15 protein-coding genes are annotated in these 20,038 nt (G+C 60.6%); 2 read left to right on the top strand and 13 right to left on the bottom strand.

What is annotated here, in order from left to right:
- Nucleotides 1-425: 425 nt before the first annotated feature.
- The 9 genes from M6689_RS05515 to M6689_RS16245 form a co-directional block, all read right to left on the bottom strand.
- Nucleotides 426-1,934, bottom strand: coding sequence for a radical SAM protein (locus M6689_RS05515; RefSeq protein WP_298268825.1), 1,509 nt, complete (start codon nt 1,932-1,934; stop codon nt 426-428).
- 180 nt (nt 1,935-2,114) lie between these two features.
- Nucleotides 2,115-2,468, bottom strand: a complete 354-nt coding sequence (locus M6689_RS05510; protein WP_298268822.1) for a hypothetical protein — start codon at nt 2,466-2,468, stop codon at nt 2,115-2,117.
- Nucleotides 2,468-2,929 (bottom strand): hypothetical protein, encoded by a 462-nt coding sequence (locus M6689_RS05505; RefSeq protein ID WP_298268819.1) that lies wholly within the window; start codon nt 2,927-2,929, stop codon nt 2,468-2,470. Before M6689_RS05505 ends, M6689_RS05510 begins: the two co-directional genes overlap by 1 nt.
- Before the next feature lie 3 nt (nt 2,930-2,932).
- Nucleotides 2,933-4,222, bottom strand: coding sequence for a hypothetical protein (locus tag M6689_RS05500; RefSeq protein WP_298268816.1), 1,290 nt, complete (start codon nt 4,220-4,222; stop codon nt 2,933-2,935).
- A 12-nt stretch (nt 4,223-4,234) separates the two neighbouring features.
- Nucleotides 4,235-5,062, bottom strand: a complete 828-nt coding sequence (gene ccsA / locus M6689_RS05495; RefSeq protein ID WP_298268814.1) for a cytochrome c biogenesis protein CcsA — start codon at nt 5,060-5,062, stop codon at nt 4,235-4,237.
- Nucleotides 5,063-5,064: 2 nt separating this feature from the next.
- Nucleotides 5,065-6,372, bottom strand: coding sequence for a cytochrome c biogenesis protein ResB (locus tag M6689_RS05490; protein ID WP_298268812.1), 1,308 nt, complete (start codon nt 6,370-6,372; stop codon nt 5,065-5,067).
- A 196-nt stretch (nt 6,373-6,568) separates the two neighbouring features.
- Nucleotides 6,569-6,868 carry a hypothetical protein gene (locus tag M6689_RS05485; RefSeq protein WP_298268810.1) on the bottom strand — a complete coding sequence of 100 codons (300 nt, stop codon included), beginning with the start codon at nt 6,866-6,868 and terminating at the stop codon, nt 6,569-6,571.
- 121 nt (nt 6,869-6,989) lie between these two features.
- Nucleotides 6,990-8,171: an ATP-binding protein gene (locus M6689_RS05480; protein WP_298268808.1), complete on the bottom strand. Its 1,182-nt coding sequence runs from the start codon at nt 8,169-8,171 to the stop codon at nt 6,990-6,992.
- Between the two features lie 254 nt (nt 8,172-8,425).
- Complete coding sequence (locus M6689_RS16245) at nt 8,426-8,554, bottom strand: DUF6516 family protein (protein ID WP_366949727.1); 129 nt, start codon at nt 8,552-8,554, stop codon at nt 8,426-8,428.
- A gap of 305 nt (nt 8,555-8,859) precedes the next feature.
- Between M6689_RS16245 and M6689_RS05475 the strand changes: the two genes are divergently transcribed.
- Nucleotides 8,860-9,270, top strand: coding sequence for a hypothetical protein (locus M6689_RS05475; RefSeq protein ID WP_298268806.1), 411 nt, complete (start codon nt 8,860-8,862; stop codon nt 9,268-9,270).
- A gap of 36 nt (nt 9,271-9,306) precedes the next feature.
- Nucleotides 9,307-9,822: a YncE family protein gene (locus M6689_RS05470; protein ID WP_298268804.1), complete on the top strand. Its 516-nt coding sequence runs from the start codon at nt 9,307-9,309 to the stop codon at nt 9,820-9,822.
- Nucleotides 9,823-10,546: 724 nt separating this feature from the next.
- On the opposite strand, the gene ccsA (M6689_RS05465) is transcribed toward M6689_RS05470, so the two are convergent.
- The 4 genes from ccsA (M6689_RS05465) to M6689_RS05450 all read right to left on the bottom strand — a co-directional run bounded on the left by ccsA (M6689_RS05465) (nt 10,547) and on the right by M6689_RS05450 (nt 20,032).
- A complete protein-coding gene (gene ccsA / locus M6689_RS05465; protein WP_298268801.1) occupies nt 10,547-11,377 on the bottom strand; it encodes a cytochrome c biogenesis protein CcsA in 831 nt (276 codons plus the stop codon).
- Nucleotides 11,370-12,707, bottom strand: a complete 1,338-nt coding sequence (locus M6689_RS05460; RefSeq protein ID WP_298268798.1) for a cytochrome c biogenesis protein ResB — start codon at nt 12,705-12,707, stop codon at nt 11,370-11,372. Before M6689_RS05460 ends, ccsA (M6689_RS05465) begins: the two co-directional genes overlap by 8 nt.
- Nucleotides 12,708-12,789: 82 nt before the next feature.
- Nucleotides 12,790-13,272, bottom strand: coding sequence for a hypothetical protein (locus M6689_RS05455; protein WP_298268795.1), 483 nt, complete (start codon nt 13,270-13,272; stop codon nt 12,790-12,792).
- A 202-nt stretch (nt 13,273-13,474) separates the two neighbouring features.
- Nucleotides 13,475-20,032 (bottom strand): CxxxxCH/CxxCH domain-containing protein, encoded by a 6,558-nt coding sequence (locus M6689_RS05450; RefSeq protein WP_298268792.1) that lies wholly within the window; start codon nt 20,030-20,032, stop codon nt 13,475-13,477.
- Nucleotides 20,033-20,038: the final 6 nt, after the last annotated feature.

Genomic DNA, 20,038 nt, shown 5'->3' with positions numbered 1-20,038 from the left:
TTAACATTGCGACAAAGACAAGAAAAAATTTCGGCAAATCAAGTCATTAGAATTTCACCGCCCGGAAGACCCGCCGACACCACCAATCATTTCGAAGCCTTAACCGGACATTCAGCCAATTCACCGATCTGTCCGGCGAAACCACCATGACCGTCCCCGAAAAATCACCATCGGTGCATTATGAGAACAGACTTAGCAGGGGTCATGCCAATTCAATGATTTTTTCGACACCATTTTCAAATCTTTGACACGGCATGACAAATCCAGCCCCAGAGGCGGGAAATCCTGGATGAAGTTACCAACGAAAGGATACGACGATTGACGAATCAGGCGGGATCGATCGGGGGGGAAGAATCGCTGGAGATGGAACTGCGGCGGCACTGCGGATGAAGCCGCAGTGCCGCCGAGGCTGACCGGAATTCCCCTTACGGGATGGGAGCAACGGCAGAGTGCTTCGCCCCGCCCCGATGCTTGCCCACGCTCTGGAGGAGCGCCTTCACTTCCGGCGGCATCTCCTTCCCCTCCTTGAGCATGGCGCGCATCTGCCCGGCAAGATACGAGTGGTTGATGAGGAGGTCGAGGACCGAGAGCATGAACTCCTGCTTCCAGGGGGAGAGCCTGTCGAGGTTCTGGAACTTGTGCATGAAAAACTTCTGGGAGGCCCTGCCGAGCTGGCGTTCCAGCTCCTCAAGCGTCATGTTCTTCGGCTTGATCACCGGCTCCACCAGGTTGTACTTGCGGTAGTCCTTCGTGGCCACGTAGGGCTCCAGTTCCGGGTAGAGCTCCGCGTAGGGCCAGGGGGCGATGGCAAGGAAGAAGGCCATGTCGGGGTTGTAATGCTTGGCCAGCTCGATGGTCTGGTCGATGGACTCGGGGGTGTCGTCCGGCATGCCGAGAACGAAGGAGGTCTCCGAAACGATGTCGGCGCCGTTGATGAGATCGATGGCCTGCTTCGACTGCTCCACCTGCGTGTCCTTCTTGAAGAGATCAAGGGTCTCCTGGGTGCCGGCCTCCACGCCGACGTAGATGTGCTCGACCCCCCCCGCGCGGTAGCGGTCCATGATGTCGGCATCCCGCAGAATGTCGTCGACGCGGGTCTCCATGAGGAGCTTCACCGGGACCTGGCGCTCGATCATCAGGTCGAGGATCCGCACCCAGCGCTCGCGGTCGAAGGTGGGGATCTCGTCGGAGAGCATCGCTACCTCGACCCCGTGCGTCCGGCTCAGCATCTCCAGCTCGGCCACGAAGTTCTCGGCGCTGCGCGCCCGCCACGACTGGGACCAGAAGAGCTGCTGCGAGCAGAAGGAGCATTGCTGCTTGCACCCCCGGGACGAGGAGACAATGGCGAGCCGGGCATTGTTCTTCGCCCGGTAGGTGTAGATTGGCCACTCCACCAGGTCCCAGGCGGTGGGAAGGGTGTCCAGGTCGTGGATGTAGGGGGCCCTGGGGGTGACCACCACCCCGCCGTCGCGCCAGAAGGCGAGCCCTTCCACCTTCTTCGGGTCGTCGCCGGCATTGAGGCAGGTGCAGAGCTGGGGAAGCGTCACCTCCCCCTCTCCCCGGACGATGTAGTCTACCGCCGCGTGGTCCCCCTTCAGGATCTCGTCGTAGCAGAAGGTGGCGTGGACGTTGCCGAGGACCGTGACGGTGCGGGGATTGATCTTCTTGGCGAAGGCGAGGAGTTTCACCGCGTCGACGATGGAGGCGGTAAAGGCGGTGGTGGCCACGACGTCGGGGCGGAACGCCTCGATCCGCTTCTGGATGTCGGGCCACTTGTGCCAGAGGGACATGGCGTCGTAGTAATCGACCTCGTACCCCGCGGCCCGGAGCGACCCGGCAATATAGACGAAGCCGACATTCAGCCAGGTGCCGGCAGACTCCACCACACCGGAGTGATACGGGGGGGTGATGAGGGCGACTCGCTTGATCTTCATCGAACTACTCCTCAAACAAGTTGAAAACACAGCCATCTTGTAAAGCAAGAAATAAGCCGCTTTGGATTAAAATTAAAAATCACATATTTATCCAAAAAAAACAAGGCCTTTGTCGCACGGGAAACTGGAAGGCGGAGGGAGGGAAGCCCCGGCATATGGCGGGAACGGCGGAGCTGGCTGCTATCCGTGGAACACCTTCGGGTAGACGACGAGATATCCGGCACCGAAAATGGCGAGGAGGACGACATGCTTGATGATGAGCATCCGCCGCCGCACCCGCTCCGCGTCGGGGCCGTACCAGTTCTCGATGTAGGTAAAGGTCCGCCCGGCGCCTGTGGCCGTTATGGCCACCACGGCGGCGATGCTCTGCCAGAAGAAGTTGCGCTCTATGCCGTTGAGGATGGGGGCCACGTCCGGCCGGGAGCCGTGGAGCCGGTGCATGAGGCCGATGGCCACCATGAGCGCCAGCCAGTAACCGGCGGCAAAGTCGTGAATGAAGCCGTTGAAAACGATGGCGGCTTTCCTGATGTTCATCAATTTCCCGCCTCCACGCTCTTCACCTCCCGCACCATCAGCCGGTCCCCCTTAAGCGCCAGGCGGTAGGCAAGATGGTAGACGACCCCCTTCTCGTCGCGGGTCACCTTCCCCGTGTCGATGTTGAGGTGGCGAAAATCCCAGACCTCCCGCGTCCTTACCGACGCGGACGAGACATTCGGGAAGCGGAAGTCGGAGAACGCGATCTCCCTGAGGGCCGGAATCATCCTCGTCCGGGCCTCGCCGAGGGCGGCCATGTGGCTGTAGACCTTCGTGGCCTGCTCCATCTCGGCCACCTCGGTGAGCGGGGTCATGTTGAGGCTCTCGTACCCCTGGGCCAACAGCTGGTTGTAACGCCGGACGGTCTCCTCCACCCGGCGCTTCTCGTCGGCATGCCGGTCGCAGCCCGAGAGGACGAAGACGAGAGTCATGGACGTCACGATATGGACAAAACGGCTCATCGGTCAATCTCCTTGTATCTGTGTTGGGGGAACGGCCCCTTGCGGGGGGCGCCCCCCTTCCAGCATCTCCTCGATGACCTCGCCGCAGGGGCAGAAGGCCTCCTCTTTCCCGAGCCGTGACACGTGACGGCTGATGGAGAATTTCATGTAGGCGTCGAGGAACGAAAAGATCTTCCGGTCTCCCATGGGACCCACCGGTCTGTGCGACGGGACACGCGACACCTTGCCGTCGACGAGCTGCGCCCGGCCGATGATCTCGAAACCGTCACCGGTCCGGTAGCCTAGGTTGTCGGTCTGGACGGCGAGGACCGTCGGAAGGTTGGCGAGATCGAAATGGCGCAGCAGCCCCACCTCTCCCACGGGGAGGGGGCGGCTGCAGGTCTCCACGTCGTAGGCTACGACCCGGGCCCACGGCAGATCGGGCTTGCGCCGTCCGCCGCCTCCTCCCCGCACCCTGTCCCGCAGGGTGGCATCGACGTAGTTGGTGCTGCACTCCGCCATGCCGAGGACGTTCACACAGAAAGGGTCGGGGACGCCGAGCATCTCATGGCACTCCCGGAGGTAATCCCCCCGCGTCCGCTCCCCGAACTTCCCCCGATACCCGCCGCCGTCCACGATGCGGCTCCCCGGCGCGAGACAAAAGCGCAGCCCGTTGGCCCGCAGGGCGTTGAAGAGATAGACGAAGGCCGAGGTGGAGCCGATGAGCGCCACCGGCACCCCCTTGCGCTCGAATTCCTTCATCGCCTTCAGGAGCGCGCCGGTCTTCATGCCGGTACGGGTGATGAAAAAACCGCTCCCTTCGGAGCCAAAGTGCCTGATCGTCTCTGCCATCCCGACGGCCATCCCCATATTCGGGGCGCTCTTGGGAGAGGGGGCGAGGACCAGGATCGGCATCCGCTCCCCCTCGGGAAAGAGGTACTCCCCCATGACCCACCGGTTGGAGGAAAGGACCAGCTCCCGGCCGTACCGGTCGCGCAGGATGATCCCCCGCAGGTCGGGGTTGGTGGTTCCTCCGGTGATGTTGGCCATCACCGCCTTCTCCCGGGGAAAGGAGACCACCAGCGACTTCTTGAAGCCGTCCGACGGATAGGCCGGAATGTCGCGCCAGCTCGCCACGCCGTCCACGTTCACCCCTTTGAGGTCACAGTACTTCCGATATGTCTCGTTCGCCTCGTACTGGTAGCGGAAGGTCTCCAGGCAGAGGTCGTTGAACTCCCCCTCCCCCCCTTCCGACCAGATGAACGAATTGATCCGGTTGAAGAGCTCCCTGCGGCGGCGTGCGAACTGATCCATGGGCGACGGCTCCTACTTGAAGTATTCCGAATGGACCGACGCCCCGAGGATCGGCGTGAAAAAGAGCGCCAGGAGCGACAGCATGAAGCAGAAGATGAAGAACAGGGCCGATTTCTTCCCCGTGAACCGGAAGAAGCGGCGCAGGTGGAGGTGGATGCCGAAGGCGATCCAGGTGATGAGGGACCAGGTCTCGATAGGGTCCCACCCCCAGAACCTCCCCCACGACTGGTAGGCCCAGATGCTCCCAGCCAGCATCCCGATCCCCCAGAAGACGAAGCCGAAACCGGCGAAGCGGCCGGCCAGCAGATCCATCGTCTCCGGATCGGGGAGCCGGGCGAGCCACGGCGCCGACTTGCGCCGCTTCAGGAGGTAGAAGACGGAGAACGCCAGGGCCACCAGCATGGGCGCCAGGGCGATCTTGTAGAAGGAGACGTGTAGCACGAGCCAGATGCTCCGGAGCGTCGGCGGCAGTTTCGTCACCGACGGACTGATGAAGATGCTGAGGGCCACAAAGAGAAAGGCCGCCGGAAAGACCAGGATGCTCGCCGGCCGGATCCGCGGAATGGAGCGCGCGGCCACCAGAAAGAATGCCACCATCATGAACGCCATGGAGGAAAGGACCTCGTGACGGGTGATGTAGGGGCCGTGCCCCACCGCCCGCCACCAGATGCCGAGGGCCACCCCGTGCACCGCGAGCCCCGCGGCGGCAATGCGGTAACCGAACTTCTCGGGGCGCTCCCGGTCGAAGATGACTCCCCAGGTATTGGCGACGGCGGCAATGACGTAGATGACGACGGCAGCCCACTGGATGGTGGTGACGAGGATGAAATCGCTGGTCATGTTCAGGTTCTCCCGGCAAAACGATGCAGGATCGTTTCGAATTCATCGCGATAGAGCTTCTCGGAGCCGGCGGCCCGCCAGCTCACCCGGCACCCGCCGTCGGCGTCGCGGACGGTGAATTCCCGCGGCGGGAAGAAATAGTTGAACGCCCCCCCGAGGACGATGATGAAGAAGCCGAAAAAGATCCCCCCCATCCCGACGGTGTCGATGAAGATGAGGCCGGCCCAGCGCTTCACCGCCACCAGCGTGGCCCGGTAGGGGCCGAGCATCCCCGTCCCCCCCCTCGTGAGGGAGAGGTCGGCCACGACCCTTCTCCCCTCCGTAAGCCGCAGCACCAGCTCGGGGTTCTCCCCCGCCATCGTCCGGCGCGAGGCATCGGCGTAGTACTTGGCCTTCAGCCCGTAGGGGGACCAGGGGAGGATGAACTCGCCATAGCCGGCCCGATCTCGCTTCGGCGGGTAGGGGATCGGGAAGATCTCGTCATGGCGCCCCCCCCGTTCATCCACGAGCCGCACGTAGAAGGCGTGACCCTGGCGCTTCCCCTGAAACACCCGGATCCCGTCGTGGTAGACGGTGCTGTTGATGTGCATGCCGTAGGAAGCCGCCGCCCCCGTGGGGGAGAGAAACGAAAAGTCGGTGTAGAGCTGCTTGAGGTTGTCGTTCTCCCAGAACTCGGCCCGGATCCGGTCGAGCCGCACCGGCTGCGGAAGCCGCAGGGAGTGGGAGATGAGCCCCCGCTCCTCGCTGGTCCACGGCATCCCCGGTACGTACACCTCTCCCTCGATCAGCTCCACGAGTCCCCGCTTCTCCAGAAGCACGATCATCAACGAGGCCACGATGGTGACGGCAATCCCCAGATGAAGGAGAAAATTCCCCCAGTAGCCCCAGGGATGACGCACCAGGCGGCGCCCTTCCCCCCGCTTTCCCACCGGCAGATAGCCCAGCTTACCGATCGCGGCGACCACCTCGGAGCCCGGGACGGCCAGCACCGCCGTCTCCCCCCCTTCCCCCGGCGGGGAGAAGGTCCGCCGGGACGCTGCCCGGAACTGCTCCACGGTCGACAGGGAGAGGGAAACGAGGAACACCAGCAGAATCAGGGCAAACCAGGGGGAGGTGTACACATGGTCGAGGGCGAACCACCGCATCAGGATGGCAAACGTGGGGTGGGCGAGCTGCCACTTCTCCAGCTCTGCCGGCGCGGTCAGAAACCGCTGGGGGATGAAATACCCCCCCACAACCACGCCGAGCATCAGACAGATGAGAGAGATGACCGTGGAACGGGAGAGGAAAAAGCGTTTGAGGGATTTCATCGGGGGGACATGGTCCTCGACGTCGGTATCGGAACACCCGCTGGTGTTTTTCTTACCGTTTGTTATAGGCGATATCCCCCAAAATTTCAACGGTAGTTTAAAGGGTTCCAATCCCCGGCATTGGGGGACATTCACTGTTCCACAGTTGATTAAGGGAACGCTCGTTCACCACGACGAGCGCTCACGGATGCTTTCGTCAGGCTGCCAGCTTTATGGTGGTGCTGATCTCGTCCCAGGGAACGAGATAGAGCCCCCCGGCATTTTTTTCCACCAATCCGAGCACCTCCAGCTCCTTGATGTCGGTGTGAACATTCCGGTATTGACGGTGGAGAGTCTTCGCCAGTGCATTGATGCTGGAAGGCCCTGTCTTGTGCAGAACATTCAGAAGCTCGAACCGCTTGGGAGTGAGATACCTGAGCAGGGTCTGCAGGTCCCCGAAGTAAAGACGTTCGACCGGTTTTTCCGGTCGCCAGCCGGCATCGAGCTTCTCCGTCATGTCGATGGCCTCCTAGGACAACTCTCGGCCCGGACCCGGTCAAGCCAGCCATCTCCCCCGAAATTTCAACGACAGTTTAATGGGTTCCAACAGACTTGCCCCGCTCGTTGTCCTACATCCTCTACACAAACCACAGAGAAGCATCCCTGCCGAAAAACTCAGGCAGCGGGATTCCCTGCCCTCCTACAAGCAGTGGCCGGGCATCGGGATATCGGCTGCGGAACCGGGCAAGTCCCGACGATTTCCCGCTCCTGCCGCTTTTCACCTCAATTGCCCAGACATCGCGTCCCCGTGTGACCACGAAATCGACTTCATGGTCACCATCGCGCCAGTAGGTCACCATGTATTCAACCGAATTGAGGTTGCACAGGTAGGCGCCCACGGCATTCTCCACCAGGCGCCCCCACCAGATCGTATCGCCGAGGGAATCGGCAAAACTCTTAGTGGAAAGGGCATTGACCAGGGCATTGTTCCAGAGCACCAGTTTGGGGCTGCTGCCACGCTTTCTCTGCTGGCCCCGGGAGAAAAGCTCCAGGCCGCTTATGAGAAAAGCCGATTCGAGCAACTTCAGGTAATGGGCAAGAGTAGTCGTATTGCCGGCATCATGGAGTTGGCCGAGCATCTTGGTGTATGAAATCGACTGAGCCGGCAGGGTGGCGGCAAGGGCGAACAGATGGCGCAGCAGAACCGGCTTGGTAATCTTGCTCATCTGGAGCACGTCGCGAGCCAGCACGGTCTCAATCAGGGAATCGACGATGTAACGCTTCCAGGATGTTTCATCATCGGCAAATGATGCAGCCCCCGGATAGCCGCCGAAGTAGATCCACTGCTCGAGGCTCCAGCCGAAGGCGTCCCGGCATTCCTGATACCCCCAGTGGCTGCAGCGATGCAGAAAAAACCGGCCGGCAAGGCTTTCGCTCAACCCTTCCTGCATCAGGAGGGCCGATGAGCCGAGGACCATGACACGGATATCGGAGGCGGCCGAGCGGTTGTCCCAGAGGAGCTTCAAGATTTCACTCCATCCCCGCACCTTCTGCACCTCGTCGAGGATGAGAAGGACCGGCGCGCCGGATGCCGTCCCCTCGGCAACCGCCCGGCGCCATTGGGTCTCGATCCAGGCCGCATCCAGCGGCACCGGGCTATCGGCCGTGGCATATATTGCGGGAATGCCGATGGACTTTTCAATCCGGCGGGCGATGGTGGTCTTGCCCACCTGCCGTGGGCCGATCAGGACCTGAATGACCGGCGTAGGACGGGAAAGAAGGGTCAGGAGCTCTGACTGAAGGGGGCGTTCGTAATCCATAACCCCTTTATAGCAAAAGGGTTTTCTTGATTCAACCAATTTTACTCAATCACTGAGCAAAATTACTCAATCACACTCCATATAGTCTTGCTTCAGACCAAGCGGCCACAATGCCCCCCCGAGGACAATCAAGCAGTTCGAACGCCATCTTGTGCAAAGATTTTTACCTGGAACAGACCGAGACCGCCCCAACCTTCTCGCTCGACTCCTCGAGGTATTCGTCGTCGACGTTGACCGCCCAGAGGTCATGGCGTTCACCGGCCATGTTGCGCGTAGCAAGCATAGGGCTGTTCCGTGCCTTGCAGGTGCTTGTGATCTCCCTTGCCCCGCTCGTTGTCGTAGCGCACCAGGCATGTGCCGTCGAGCCTGCCGCAATAAAACATACCCATATTATGCCGTCAAGCTGCGATTTAAACAGCAGCGCCCACGATGTTTCTGTCGGACAACGCTGAGGCATCCCTCACTCGAAATGGATTGATGATTGGGAAAAAAGAGCGCCATTAGGGTCCAACTTGCCGCGGAGAAGAAGGATACGGAGATGGAGATTCTAGGCGTGGATTAAACCAAGTTATATTTATTTATTATAATTGTTATTTTTTAGTTTACATTATCTTGCAAAACCGATAGCATTCCGACCTTTATTTGCACAAAAAGATTGTGCAATTATTACTTTCTTGGGAGGAATTGGATGAAAAGATTGAAGTTATTGCTGGCGTTTTATCTCGTTGTTGGCGTTGCTTCCTCGGCGGTGGCTGGGGTCAAGCGTGATGTGCCATTGCTTTATCAGACACTTGGCACAAAGAATACACCTATTGCCGTTGGGCTCACCCCACGTGGCATGGCATTCGATGGACTCAACATGTGGGTAGCCAACTATGACTCCGGAACCGTATCAAAAATAGATATTTACACAAACAACGTTATTGCCACCATTTCTGTAACCGGCACTCCAGCCAGTCTTACGTTCGATGGTACGTACGTCTGGTGTGTTTCCGACAGCAATGTCTACCAGATTGATCCGTCGCAAAATTCAGTGATTGGATCAGTCGCGCTGTCTGGTTACGCGTGGGGTTCCGCTTTTGATGGACAATACCTTTGAATTTCCACCGGAGCCGGAACAGTCGACAAAGTTGACGTGAATACTAATACCCGCCTCCAGTCCATTCCTATTGGTTTTGACGGCGCCGCTGCCGTATTATTCGACGGCAAGTATCTTTGGGTCGCCAACAACGGCAACGGCATTTGCAAGATTGATCCTTCTACTGACTCTATTGTCTTCTCCTCGACCAGCATAATGGGTGCTCCCTCAGTGAATGGCATCGGCTTCGATGGTACTCACATCTGGCTGCCTGACTTCAACAACAACGTGCTGAACAAGATTGATCCAGAAACAAACACTGTTGTTGCAACAATCCCTGCCGGGAATGGCGCACGTGGCATTGCCTTCGACGGTACCTATATCTGGCTGGCAAATTCCTACGATGCCACTATTATGCGTATCGACATTACTACCAATGCGATTGTCGAAACAATCCAACTCCCCGCCGGGACACGCCCATACAACTTTGTATTCGATGGGACACACATGTGGGTAGCTGACCAAATTTCTGGCGGTGGCAGGGTATTCAAGATTCTCGTCAGAGGGAATTAAATTAAAATAGATATATAAGTTAATTATAAGCCTTAGTTTCAGACGACACAGAACGGGGGAGCCTCGCAGCTCCCCCTCTCATGTCACCCCGAATACAAGCCAAACACGACTGTTCCTGCCAAACTGCTTTTTGTTGGCTTCAATATCAGCTATCCCCCAAGCCTTACCTACCTAATAATCCACTGCGTCGGATTTGAAGTCTTCCGAGCCGACCGGCTGGCCGCAGAAGCTGATTCGTTTGACTTGCCGTGTATCCAATTTGTCGGTCCCTCCTATTTCCCTAGCGTACTCTAGAGAAACGGAGGCGAAATGTTCAGCTTTTTTTGCCCGTGGCTACGGTTTTCAGGGTTACAAACGGGGATTGCTCCCTCCGCGTCGGGAATTACACGGCAGTTGTGGCGATTACGAAAGCTGGGCATCATCAAAAAGATTGCGGGAACTTATCGCTACTATCTCACTCGGCTTGGTCGTAGCGTCATTGCCGCCTGCTGCCGATTGACTGAACAGACTATTGTCCCTGCCCTCTCATGACAAAGTTTGCTCAAATATTGCAAAGACTCAAGTTGTAAGAAACTAAAGTCCGTGATCAGGTTGCGTATGTCCTCGAATTCATAGGGCTATTCCGTGCCTTGCAGATGTTTAGCTCTCCCTTGCCCCGCTCGTTATTGAAGCGCACCGGGCATGTGATGTCGGGCCTGCCGCAATAAAGGTACAAGAGCCTCAACTATCTGAAATACTCCGCATGAACAGAACTCCCCATATGGGATGTCACGAAATATGATATCAGAGACATGATGAAACAGAATACAAAGAACCAGGCAGCCCTGCTCCCGTTCCACCGGAAGAATCGGCGCAGGTGCAGATAGACGCCAAAAAACAGCCACGTGATGAGCGACCAGGTCTCCACCGGGTCCCATCCCCAGTAACGGCCCCACGACTTGTAAGCCCAGATGGAACCGGCCAGCATGGCAATGGCCCAAAAGATAAATCCGAATCCGGCAAAGCGATATGCATAGAGGTCGATAACGGAGAGTTCGGGAAGACGCTGCAGCCAAGCAACCTGAGAGCCCCGCCCCTTCATAAGATAAAAAACGGAGAAGGCGACGGCGATGATCAGGGTTCCAAGGGCGATCTTGTAGAAGGCAATATGAAAGACCAGCCAGACTCCTCCAAAGGTTGGGGGGAGGGTGCGGATCCCGGGATTGTAGAAGTTTGCTATGGCCAGCATAAGGAATGCCGAAGGAAAGACGAAGATGCTTACCGGCCGCAATCGCGGATAAACGAGGAGAAAGAGGAAGAACATCACGATACTGAACCATGAGACCGAGGAAAGCACCTCGGACGGGGCCATGTAAGGGCCGTGTCCCACCATGCGCCACCACAGGATGATGGAAGTGGTGTGTATAACAAAGCCGCATGCGACGGGCCGGAAACTGCGGCGCTCCATCTTCTCGTTGCCGAATACCAGGCCGTACACATTGGCAATGGTTGCCACCACGTAGAAAAAGACGATTATCCAATTTACCGCGACATAATAGGCAATGCCCCTATCCATCTGATTTTTCTCCCGACAGTTGTGCCTCCAGGGACTCGAATTCCTCCCGGTAGAACTCGGCAAACCTGTTTGCACGCCAGAAAACCCGGGCGCCCCCTTCGGGGGATGAACAGATCGCCACCTCCCGAGGAGGGGTAAAATAGTGCAGAACGCCTCCCAGGCAAATAATGAAGAAGCCGACGAATATCCCGGGAATGCCGCTCAGTTTGACAAAGGTCAGGCCCGACCACCTTCCGATCTTTTCCAGACGGAATCCGTACCCCGCTATCGTCCCCTCCTTCCCTGGTGTCAGGTAAACCTGTCCCCGCTCCGTTCCGGACTCATCGAGCCGCAGCACAAGGAGGGGGTTTTCACGGTTAAGAGAGCGCTTCTCCGCATCCGCAAAATACTTCACCCGCAGCACGCTGTTCTTCCCGAGCTTGTCCGGATAATCCGCGTAGCTCGCCGCATCCGGTTTGTCGGGATGCGCGAGCAAGAGTTGGACAACACTTCGCCTGCCGTCCGGCGTCGTCACGGTAAGATAAAACGCATGCCCGAACTCAAGACGCTGGTAGATGCGCAGGCCCCTGTAATCGAGCGGCTGGTTCACCGCCACGGTGCGCGACGCAACCGGCGTATCGCCATCAAAAAAGGTGAGCGCCGAGGCGACCCGCTTCACCGCAAGACTCGGCCCAAACTCGTAGTCGGTCCGGTCAAGGCGCACCCCCTGATCGAGCACGAATGGCCGGGCAAGGAGCCCCAGATCCAGAGTCGGCCATTCCTGACCGGGAGTGAACACTTCCCCCTCGGCAAGATTAATCGATCCCCGCTGTTGGATCAGGGCGATCCAGAGAGAGGAAACGATCACCACCAGCATCCCGGCATGGAACAAGACATTTCCCCAGTATCCCCAGGGATTCCGGACCATCCGGACAGTCGTGGCTCTCCCGATGCGCCGGTATCCGTGCCTGACGAGAAGGGAGGTCAACTCAGTAACACCCAGGCTGGTCACAATGCCTTGCCCTGCTGTTACGGCGGCATCTCCGAATGTCTGCCGCAGGGCGAGCCTGACCTGTTCCCGGCACGAGAAAAGAAGGGAGATTATAGTGAGGAACAGAATAATGGCAAAGACAGGGTGGGTATAGATATGGGTCAGGCCGAGCTGTTCCGCCAGCGGGGCCAGCCGCGGATAATCAGCACGCCACTTTGCTTGCCCAGCCGGGCCCAGCAGAAACGCCTGGGGAATGAAGCTTGCCAGCAGCATGGACGCCAGCGCCAGCAGGATCAGGGCAAGTACCGTATTGCGGGCGAGAAAAAAGCGAGGGATATGTTTCATGACGACGTGGTTCACGACCGGAACAGTTTCATTGCCTCCGCGTTGCGGGGAAAGGTGATATTTCGGATATCACTATAGGTTCAATCCAGTTCGCGAGTCAAGGACGTCCCGCCGGCGCCGCGGCGCCCGCATCGGTATGCCCAGTATGCTTGGCGTTCCTCCGCCGGTCGATCACCGGCCATGGAATGACCGTATTGGTGCTCTTGCCGCCGAGGGTCGCCACGTTGGTGATGATCCAGCGACCATCCCGGCGCTTCAGCGTATATTTCATCTCGTAGACAAAATCCTTCTCCTCGTCGAACTTTCCCCCGGTATTGAGATTCACATGGGTATAGTCCCAGGTTTCCCTGGTAACGACGGTAGCCTCATCGGGCTTTGCCATGTCGATGTTCACGAACGAAATGTTTTTCAGGGTCGAATCCAGGCGCAACCTCCCCTCGCCGAGTGCCGCCATGTGAAAATAGAGCTTTTCCGCCTGTTCCGGCGTCGCCACCTCCTGCAAGGGATTCATGTTCATCTTCCTGTACCCATCGATGAGGAGCTGGTTGTATCGTCGTATCGTCCCCTGGACCTGCTGCACGTCCCTATCATTCGACGCGGAACAGCCGTAAACCGTAATCATAAATGAACAACAGATTATGAGGCTATACAGGTAATTAAGGCGCTTCATGTTAAACCTCGCTGTTTCGATGCGATGATACCATTTCCCATCCATTGAACCAATGGAAAAGGCCGGGACAGTGCCCGGCCCTCCAATGTTGCTCTCTTGCGGTCAGTACACACTACCAGACCACAGTACTTCCTGCCGAATTATGGTCGCTACATGAACCGTTAGTTGAGTAACAGTTAGACTTTGAAGGGGTCGTCGACCACTTGACAATGCCCTGGAGGTAGAGGGTTCCGCCGCCGTTGCCGTCCGGCTTGTACCGCGCCGGCGCGTTTGTCCCGGTAATCAGGCGGTTGGTCTTGCCGCCGTGCGGCACGCGGATATGGCAGCCGACACAAGGCTTGCCGGTATGAGCACTATCCCGCGAAGTCCATGACCCGTTGGCATTATGACCGGTGGTCGTCGTAACATGGCAGTTGTCACAAAAGCTCGTGCCCCCCATTGTCACCAGCGTCCCGGCTGAGCCCCCGTTACCGCCCGTAGTCGTGTAAGGCCAGTTCTTGTACGTGCCGGTCAGCATCCACTTGACGGTGGAACCGTGTGGCCCCCTGGTCGTGGCGTTATCACTGTCATGGCAGTCTGCGCAGGTCATGACCTGCGTGCCGACGTTCGTCCATGGCGCTTTCATCTGGGTGTTTTTCAACGGTTTCGGCGCAGCCGAATTGGCGTAGTTGTTCAGCGACTGGATGACCGGGTGTCCCGACTTGTTGTTCGGGTTGAACTCGAGGCCCAGGTCGGTCCAAGCCGTAGCGCCGCTCCCCCCCCAGCTGGTGACGCTCGAGTTGGCGCCGGAGTGGCACTTGAAGCAGACCTGCCATTCGGCGGTGGCGGTAATGAGCGGGGCGGTCGTCGTGCTCGGGTTGTAGGTCGTCACCCCGCCCCAGTTGGTGCTGCTCCAGGTCGTGACACCGACGCCGTAGGCACCCCGCATGACGGTGGCCAGCGTGGCGTTCCCCGGCGTATGGAGCCCGGACTTGAGCGCGTGGGGGTTGTGGCAGTCGACGCACTCCACGTGCTTGTTGGCGCTGATGAAGGCGCGGGTCTCGTCGACCGGCGACGGTTTGTGGATCCCGACGTACCCCTGGACGTTGTGGCCATAGCCGGAGGTGCCGGGGTCACCGTAGGTCCAGTAGACCATTCCCGGCAGGGTCAGGTTGCTCGGGGCGCCGGTGCCGTAGTAGTAGAAACCGACCCGCGAATTCGTGGTACTCGATTCATTGGTCAGCATCGCCAGGTCGACGACGATCTTCTCCCCGGCGTTCAGGGTGACTGCCCCGAGGTTGATCGCGATCTGGAGGTTGGCTCCGGGTGCCACCGCGGTCGAGAGCTCGGTGGAGTATGTTCCCTTGGCGATGATGTCCGCCCCCTTGCTCCCGGCGGCCGGGGCGATGCCAATCCATTTGTAGACCCGGTAGCGGATCTTGGCGTTCAGGTAGCGGTTCGACTCGCGGGCGAAGATGTTGATGACCCAGGAACCGGCCGGCACGGTGGTGGTGGCCTGAACCAGCGGCGAGACGAACTTCACCATCGGATAGTAGCTCGTCCCCGACTGGGTGCCGGTCTTGCTGATGATGTCGGCGGTGTAAATGGTAGTCGGGTCCCACGGCGACATGGAGCGGATCGCGTAGGCGCCGCTGCCGGCGACGAAGGTATCCCCCAGATCGCCGTCGTTGGCCGGGCTGGCCGGCATGGGGTTCGTCGGGTACGAAGCCCCGGCATAGTCGGTCTGGCTGATCCCCGGCTTGAAATAGAGCTTGTTGGTGTAGCTCTGGGTCGGGTTTGGATTTCTGGCGCCGTTGTTCTGCATGATGGCGTAGATCCCCTCGGTGCCGGCATCCATGGTATGCACCCCGTAATAATCGTAGCCCGCCTTGGCCTTGGGGGGTCCGCCGCCCGGGTTGGAAGCGGCAATGGAGCTGTGGCAGCGGTAGCAGATCTGCTCCTCGGCCGTCTCGCCGCCGGCGGCGCCGAGCGAGCCCTGGAGCCGCCGGACCCCTCCCGCATGGTTGCCGAAGGAGTCGGCGGAGGAGGTAATGTTCATGAAGAGCGAAGTTTCGTTCTCCCGGGCGTTGTGGCACTTGGAGCAGTTGCTCTGGGTCCTGCTCCCGTCGCTGAAAAACTTCGCCGGGACGTAATACTGGTGCGACGAGGAAGTGAAGTTGTTGTAGGTGATTGCCGGCGTTATGGTCACCCCGGTGTCGTTGCGGCGATAGGTGGTGTCTTTGGTCTTGGCGCTCGAATGGCAGCTGATGCAGATCCCGCCGGTGCCGTCCTTGACGAAATCCGCATTGGTGTAACCGGCGCCGGCCGTCGGCACGACGGAGATGTTGGTCCGGAGGTTGTAGGCCCGGCCGCCGCTGTTGCTGGTGTTCAGGTTCGGGCTGAACTTGTCGTGGTCGACGTGGCACATGGTGCAGCGCCTGGAGAGGGAGTTGGTGCCGCTGACGGCGTCGCCGTTGGGCGAGGTGGTGGTATAGCCCGACGAGTAGTTGCGCATCGAGTGGTGGAACATCGTATTGTCCTGCAGGTCGATGTCGTGGCAGTTGGTGCAGATGTACTTGTTGTTCCAGGCGACGGTGCTCGTTCCCCGGTTGTGCGAATCGTCGACCGGGTGGCAGGAGACGTTGCTGCAGGTGCTCGTCCCCGGCGAGGCCGCGTAGTTGTGCTGGACGGTGACGGTGATGGTGCTGTTGGTGGAGTCGCCGTCGCGGAATGTTCCCCCCGCCACGACGTTGTAGGTGCCGTTGCCGTGATCCCCCGGGTTGGTGCCGTCGATGGCGGTATTGCTGGCCGTCACTGTGGCGTGGCAATTGAGGCACTGGGTCTCGCCCGTGGGGGTCGCCCGCTTGTCGAGGTGGTAGGTGTGGGCGTTCGGCTTGTCCGGTGCGGTGGTGGACGAGGCGTACTGCGGCGCGGCGGCGCGGTAGTCGGGGAACGAGCCGCCGACACCGTGGCAGTCGTAGCAGTTATCGGTGGTCCCCCAGACGGGGGTGGTCTTCGTCACCGGCGTTGTGCCGCTCCAGACGTACTTGCCGTCGCTGTGGCACTTGACGTTGGTGCAGGTGGCAAAGCCGGCGGCGCCGGTGGAGGTCTTGGCATAGGCGCCGGTGACGTTGGCGCCGCCGTAGGTGGCGGTCCCCACGACCCGCAACGCGGCGAGCTTCAGGTCCACCGACTTGTTGACGTGGGTGGTGAAGTCGCTGATGGCGGTGCTGCCGCTGGTGACCGTCACGCTGTGGCAGTCGCCGCAGTTGAAGCTCTTCACGTGCTTGGTGTGGGAGCCGGTGGCGATGGGGGAGAGGGTCTTGTCGCCGTGACAGCCGGTACAGTCGAGGGTGTTCCCCCAGGTCGGGCTCCGGTAGGTCGGTGCGGCGGCATTGAAGCCGTTCGAGTGACAGTAGAGACTGGTGCAGCTGCCGTAGCTGGCGCTCGGGGCAACGGCATTGGTCCCGCCGCTGTTGGCCCCCCGGTACTTCGCGCCCCCACCGATCCGGACGTCGGTGGAGTTGAGCGCCCACCGGACGTTCCCCTGGACGTGGCTGTTGTCGGTCACGCTCGGGTGGCACTTGGCGCAGGCGAAGCCGTAGTTGCCGGCGCTGTTGCCGGCATGGGTGGTGTGGCTGCCACGGCTGGGGGGGACGGCATTGGTGGCGCCGTGGCAGGCGCCGCAGGCGGCCTGGGAGGGACCGCCGACCCACGACGGGCGGTAGACGCTGCCGCCGCTGCCGCTCCAGTTACCGTGGCAGGCGACGCTGCAGCTGTTGCCGTAGCCGGCGCCGGTGCTGACTGTGGTACCGGCCGAGCCGGAGACGAAGCTGTAGCCGTTCGAGAGCGGTCCGTGGCCGCTGAAGTTGCCGTAACCGAGCGAGCCGACGAAACCGGGGACGTTGCTGCCGTTGGCGTTGAACCCCATCTGGATGGTCTTGCTGACGTTGGGCATGTCGCTGCCGTGGTGGCAGGTATCGCAGAGCATCCCCCGGTAGGTGGGCTGGGCGCCGGCATGGCGCAGGTGGGCGCCGGCGCTGGCCGGGCTGGTGGCGCCGGTCGGAGCGGCGCCGTTGACGTCGTTTCGCCAGACGAGGCCGGTGTTGGTGCTGCCGTTGGTGTCGGCGGTGGTCGGGGGGGTGCCGTGGCAGATGTCGCAGGTGGCCCGAAACCCCTTGTCGTGCGGGTGGCAGAACGAGGTGCAGTCGCGGCCGTTGTAATGGTTCTTCACCGTCTGGCCGCTCGGGTTGAAGTTATGGTAGAGGTTCTGGCTGTGGCACGCTTCGCAGACCCGCTGGGAGGTGGTGCGCCCCCCGGCGTCGCTGCCGAAGCTGGTGATGCTGCTGAAGACGACGGCGGTGTTGACCCCGCCCGGCAGGGCCGTCCCGTCCGGAGCGCTGATGGTGGAGCGGAGCGCCTTGATGTTGCTGGCCCCGGGCTGGTGGCAGACGTTGCAGGTAAAGGCGCCGTACTTGCCGATGGCGGTCCCCCAGTTGCCCCCCCACTTGGTGGTGCCGGGGAAGCGGGTGCTGTCGTGGAGCAGCCCGTTGTCGAGGGCCGCCGGAAGCGTGACCGTGACGGTCTGTTGGGCCGGCTGGCCGCCGCCGGTCCCGTCCGGGTCGCTGTAGGTCATCCGGACGTCGTAGACGTGGGCCGGGGTCAGGTTGGCGATGGCGGTATCGTAGGGGCTCGCGAAATGGCTGCCGCTCTTGCTCTTCCAGCCGGGGCTCGCTTGGTCCTGCCACTCGACCAGGTAGGTGTTGTTGCCGTTGGAGTCTCCCGTATAGGGCATGTCGACGTTGATGCTGTTCGGCCCGAGGGCGATCGCCGTGGCGGTACCGGGAACCGTCGCATTGTTGGGGAGGGCGATTGCCGTTAGGGTGAAGGTATAGCTGGTGGTCGGCGGCTCCACGTTGATGCCGTCCGCATCGTTGTACGTCGCCTGGATATCGTAGGTGAAGGCGTTGTTGAGTCCGGTAATGTCGACGACATACGGACTCGCCACGTGGGGAGCGCTGACTATCCGGTCGGTCCAGAGGATGTCGCCGGTCTTGCGGTATCTGACCGTATAGGTGTTGTTGCTGTTCGGGTCGCTGACGTACGGCATCGTCACCCTGATGGTGGTCGGACTGATACCGAGGGCGGACGGGGTCCCGAGAGAGGTCATGTTGGGGTTCGAGGGAGCAACCGGTCCGGCGGTGACCCCCTGGGCGTAGTTGTAGTAGGCATCGTACGCGTGGATCATGTAGTAGTAACCGGTGCCGTTGGCCACCCCGGTATCGACGAAGGAGGTCCCGGAGCCGACGTAGACCACCTGGGAGGTGCCGACGGTATTGCCTGCGGCGTAGCTGAGCCCCTTGACCGGATGCCCCACCGCCGGGTTGGTATCCCTGATGATGACCACCCCCGAGAAGTCGAAGCCGGGGTTCGACCAGTTGAGGGTGACCTGGGCATTGCCGGCCACAACGCTACCCCAGCTGGCGTTGGCCGGCGAACTGTTGTCGATGGTGAGCGTGGCGCTCCCGGTGTCGGCGACGGTGATGTTACCCAACTGGGAATGGGTCATCGCCGTGACCTTGCCGGTCACCGCATAGTTTCCTCCCGGGGCCGCCGGCAGCTGCGAATAGCTCTTGGGGATGATCCGGACCTGGTAGTCGGTCGCCGAGGTGGTGGGGATGAGGCCGTAGAGCGGCACCGTCCAGCTGTCGCCGGAGGTCGGGGCGGAGAGCGAGCCGTAGGTGACGGAGTTGTCGGTGCTGGCGACGAGCACCTTGCCGACGTACTGGGACATCCCCGCCGCCAGGGTAACGGTGACGGTGTCGACGGTGTCGTAGATGGAGTTGCTCAGTTGCAGCGAAAAGGTATCGAGCGGGTAGGAGGTGTTGCCGTTCGCCGACGGGCCGATGGTCAGGGAAGGGGGCTCGGCGGAACCGTTCCCCACCGTCACGTCCCCCACCACCGATTCGGAGGTAATCAGCCGGGAGGTGCCGGACGGCGAGGTGCTGGCCGCGGCATAGACGAGCAGCGCCGGCTGGGAGTTGGTGCAGGAAACCAGGTAGCGGACCTCCAGCCGGTGCCCGGCCAGGATCTTGACGGCGGCGTTGCCGAAATTGACCGCCGTGCCCGCACCGTTGGTAAAGCGCTGCAGCGCCGTCGTGCTCTGGGAAAGCGCCTTGGTCTGGGTGGTACCGACCTGGGTGGCGGTGCCGGTGGCCGGATTGTAATCGAAGAGCTGCACCGAAACGCTGGCCGACGTCCCTCTCACCACCATGTAGGCCTCAAACTCGGCCAGCACGCCGGCCTCGATCCGGGTATCGGCGGCGTAGGCCGGAGTGTAGGCGCGGTAGAACTCCTGGTTGGTGAAGTTGGTCCCTCCCGAGACGTCGTACACCCGTGCACGGGCCGACGAGCTGGGGGGGTTGGTGTTCATCAACCCGCGGACGGCGTTGCTCGACCCGATCACTACATTGGTGTCGGTGACGCTGGTCATGGTGGTGGAGCCGTCGACCCCGACACCGGTGGCCGGCAGGGCGTTCAGGTAATAGGTGATCACGGACGCCCGGGAGAGCATCGGCCGGTACCATCCCTGGTACATGAAAACGGTTACCAGCAGCGTAATGGCAATAATCAGGGCGCCTTTGGCCCGAAGGGTCAGTCCGCGAACTTTCCTGACGATTATCCTTCCCATGGCAGT

Origin of the sequence: Geobacter sp. (genome assembly GCF_027327745.1) — a bacterium.
In the GTDB taxonomy this organism is placed as follows: Bacteria; Desulfobacterota; Desulfuromonadia; order Geobacterales; family Geobacteraceae; genus Geobacter.
The sequence above is the reverse complement of the archived record's forward strand: the minus strand, read 5'-3'. Positions and strand labels throughout refer to the sequence as shown.

Excerpts from the sequence above, each read along its gene's own strand:
- M6689_RS05505 (WP_298268819.1), bottom strand. The coding sequence starts at position 2,929 with ATGAGCCGTTTTGTCCATATCGTGACGTCCATGACTCTCGTCTTCGTC.
- M6689_RS05500 (WP_298268816.1), bottom strand. The coding sequence starts at position 4,222 with ATGGATCAGTTCGCACGCCGCCGCAGGGAGCTCTTCAACCGGATCAAT.
- M6689_RS05515 (WP_298268825.1), bottom strand. The coding sequence starts at position 1,934 with ATGAAGATCAAGCGAGTCGCCCTCATCACCCCCCCGTATCACTCCGGT.
- M6689_RS05475 (WP_298268806.1), top strand. The coding sequence starts at position 8,860 with ATGAAAAGATTGAAGTTATTGCTGGCGTTTTATCTCGTTGTTGGCGTT.
- M6689_RS05450 (WP_298268792.1), bottom strand. The coding sequence starts at position 20,032 with ATGGGAAGGATAATCGTCAGGAAAGTTCGCGGACTGACCCTTCGGGCC.
- M6689_RS05485 (WP_298268810.1), bottom strand. The coding sequence starts at position 6,868 with ATGACGGAGAAGCTCGATGCCGGCTGGCGACCGGAAAAACCGGTCGAA.
- M6689_RS16245 (WP_366949727.1), bottom strand. The coding sequence starts at position 8,554 with ATGTTTTATTGCGGCAGGCTCGACGGCACATGCCTGGTGCGCTACGAC.
- ccsA (WP_298268801.1), bottom strand. The coding sequence starts at position 11,377 with ATGGATAGGGGCATTGCCTATTATGTCGCGGTAAATTGGATAATCGTC.
- M6689_RS05490 (WP_298268812.1), bottom strand. The coding sequence starts at position 6,372 with ATGAAATCCCTCAAACGCTTTTTCCTCTCCCGTTCCACGGTCATCTCT.
- ccsA (WP_298268814.1), bottom strand. The coding sequence starts at position 5,062 with ATGACCAGCGATTTCATCCTCGTCACCACCATCCAGTGGGCTGCCGTC.
- M6689_RS05510 (WP_298268822.1), bottom strand. The coding sequence starts at position 2,468 with ATGAACATCAGGAAAGCCGCCATCGTTTTCAACGGCTTCATTCACGAC.
- M6689_RS05480 (WP_298268808.1), bottom strand. The coding sequence starts at position 8,171 with ATGGATTACGAACGCCCCCTTCAGTCAGAGCTCCTGACCCTTCTTTCC.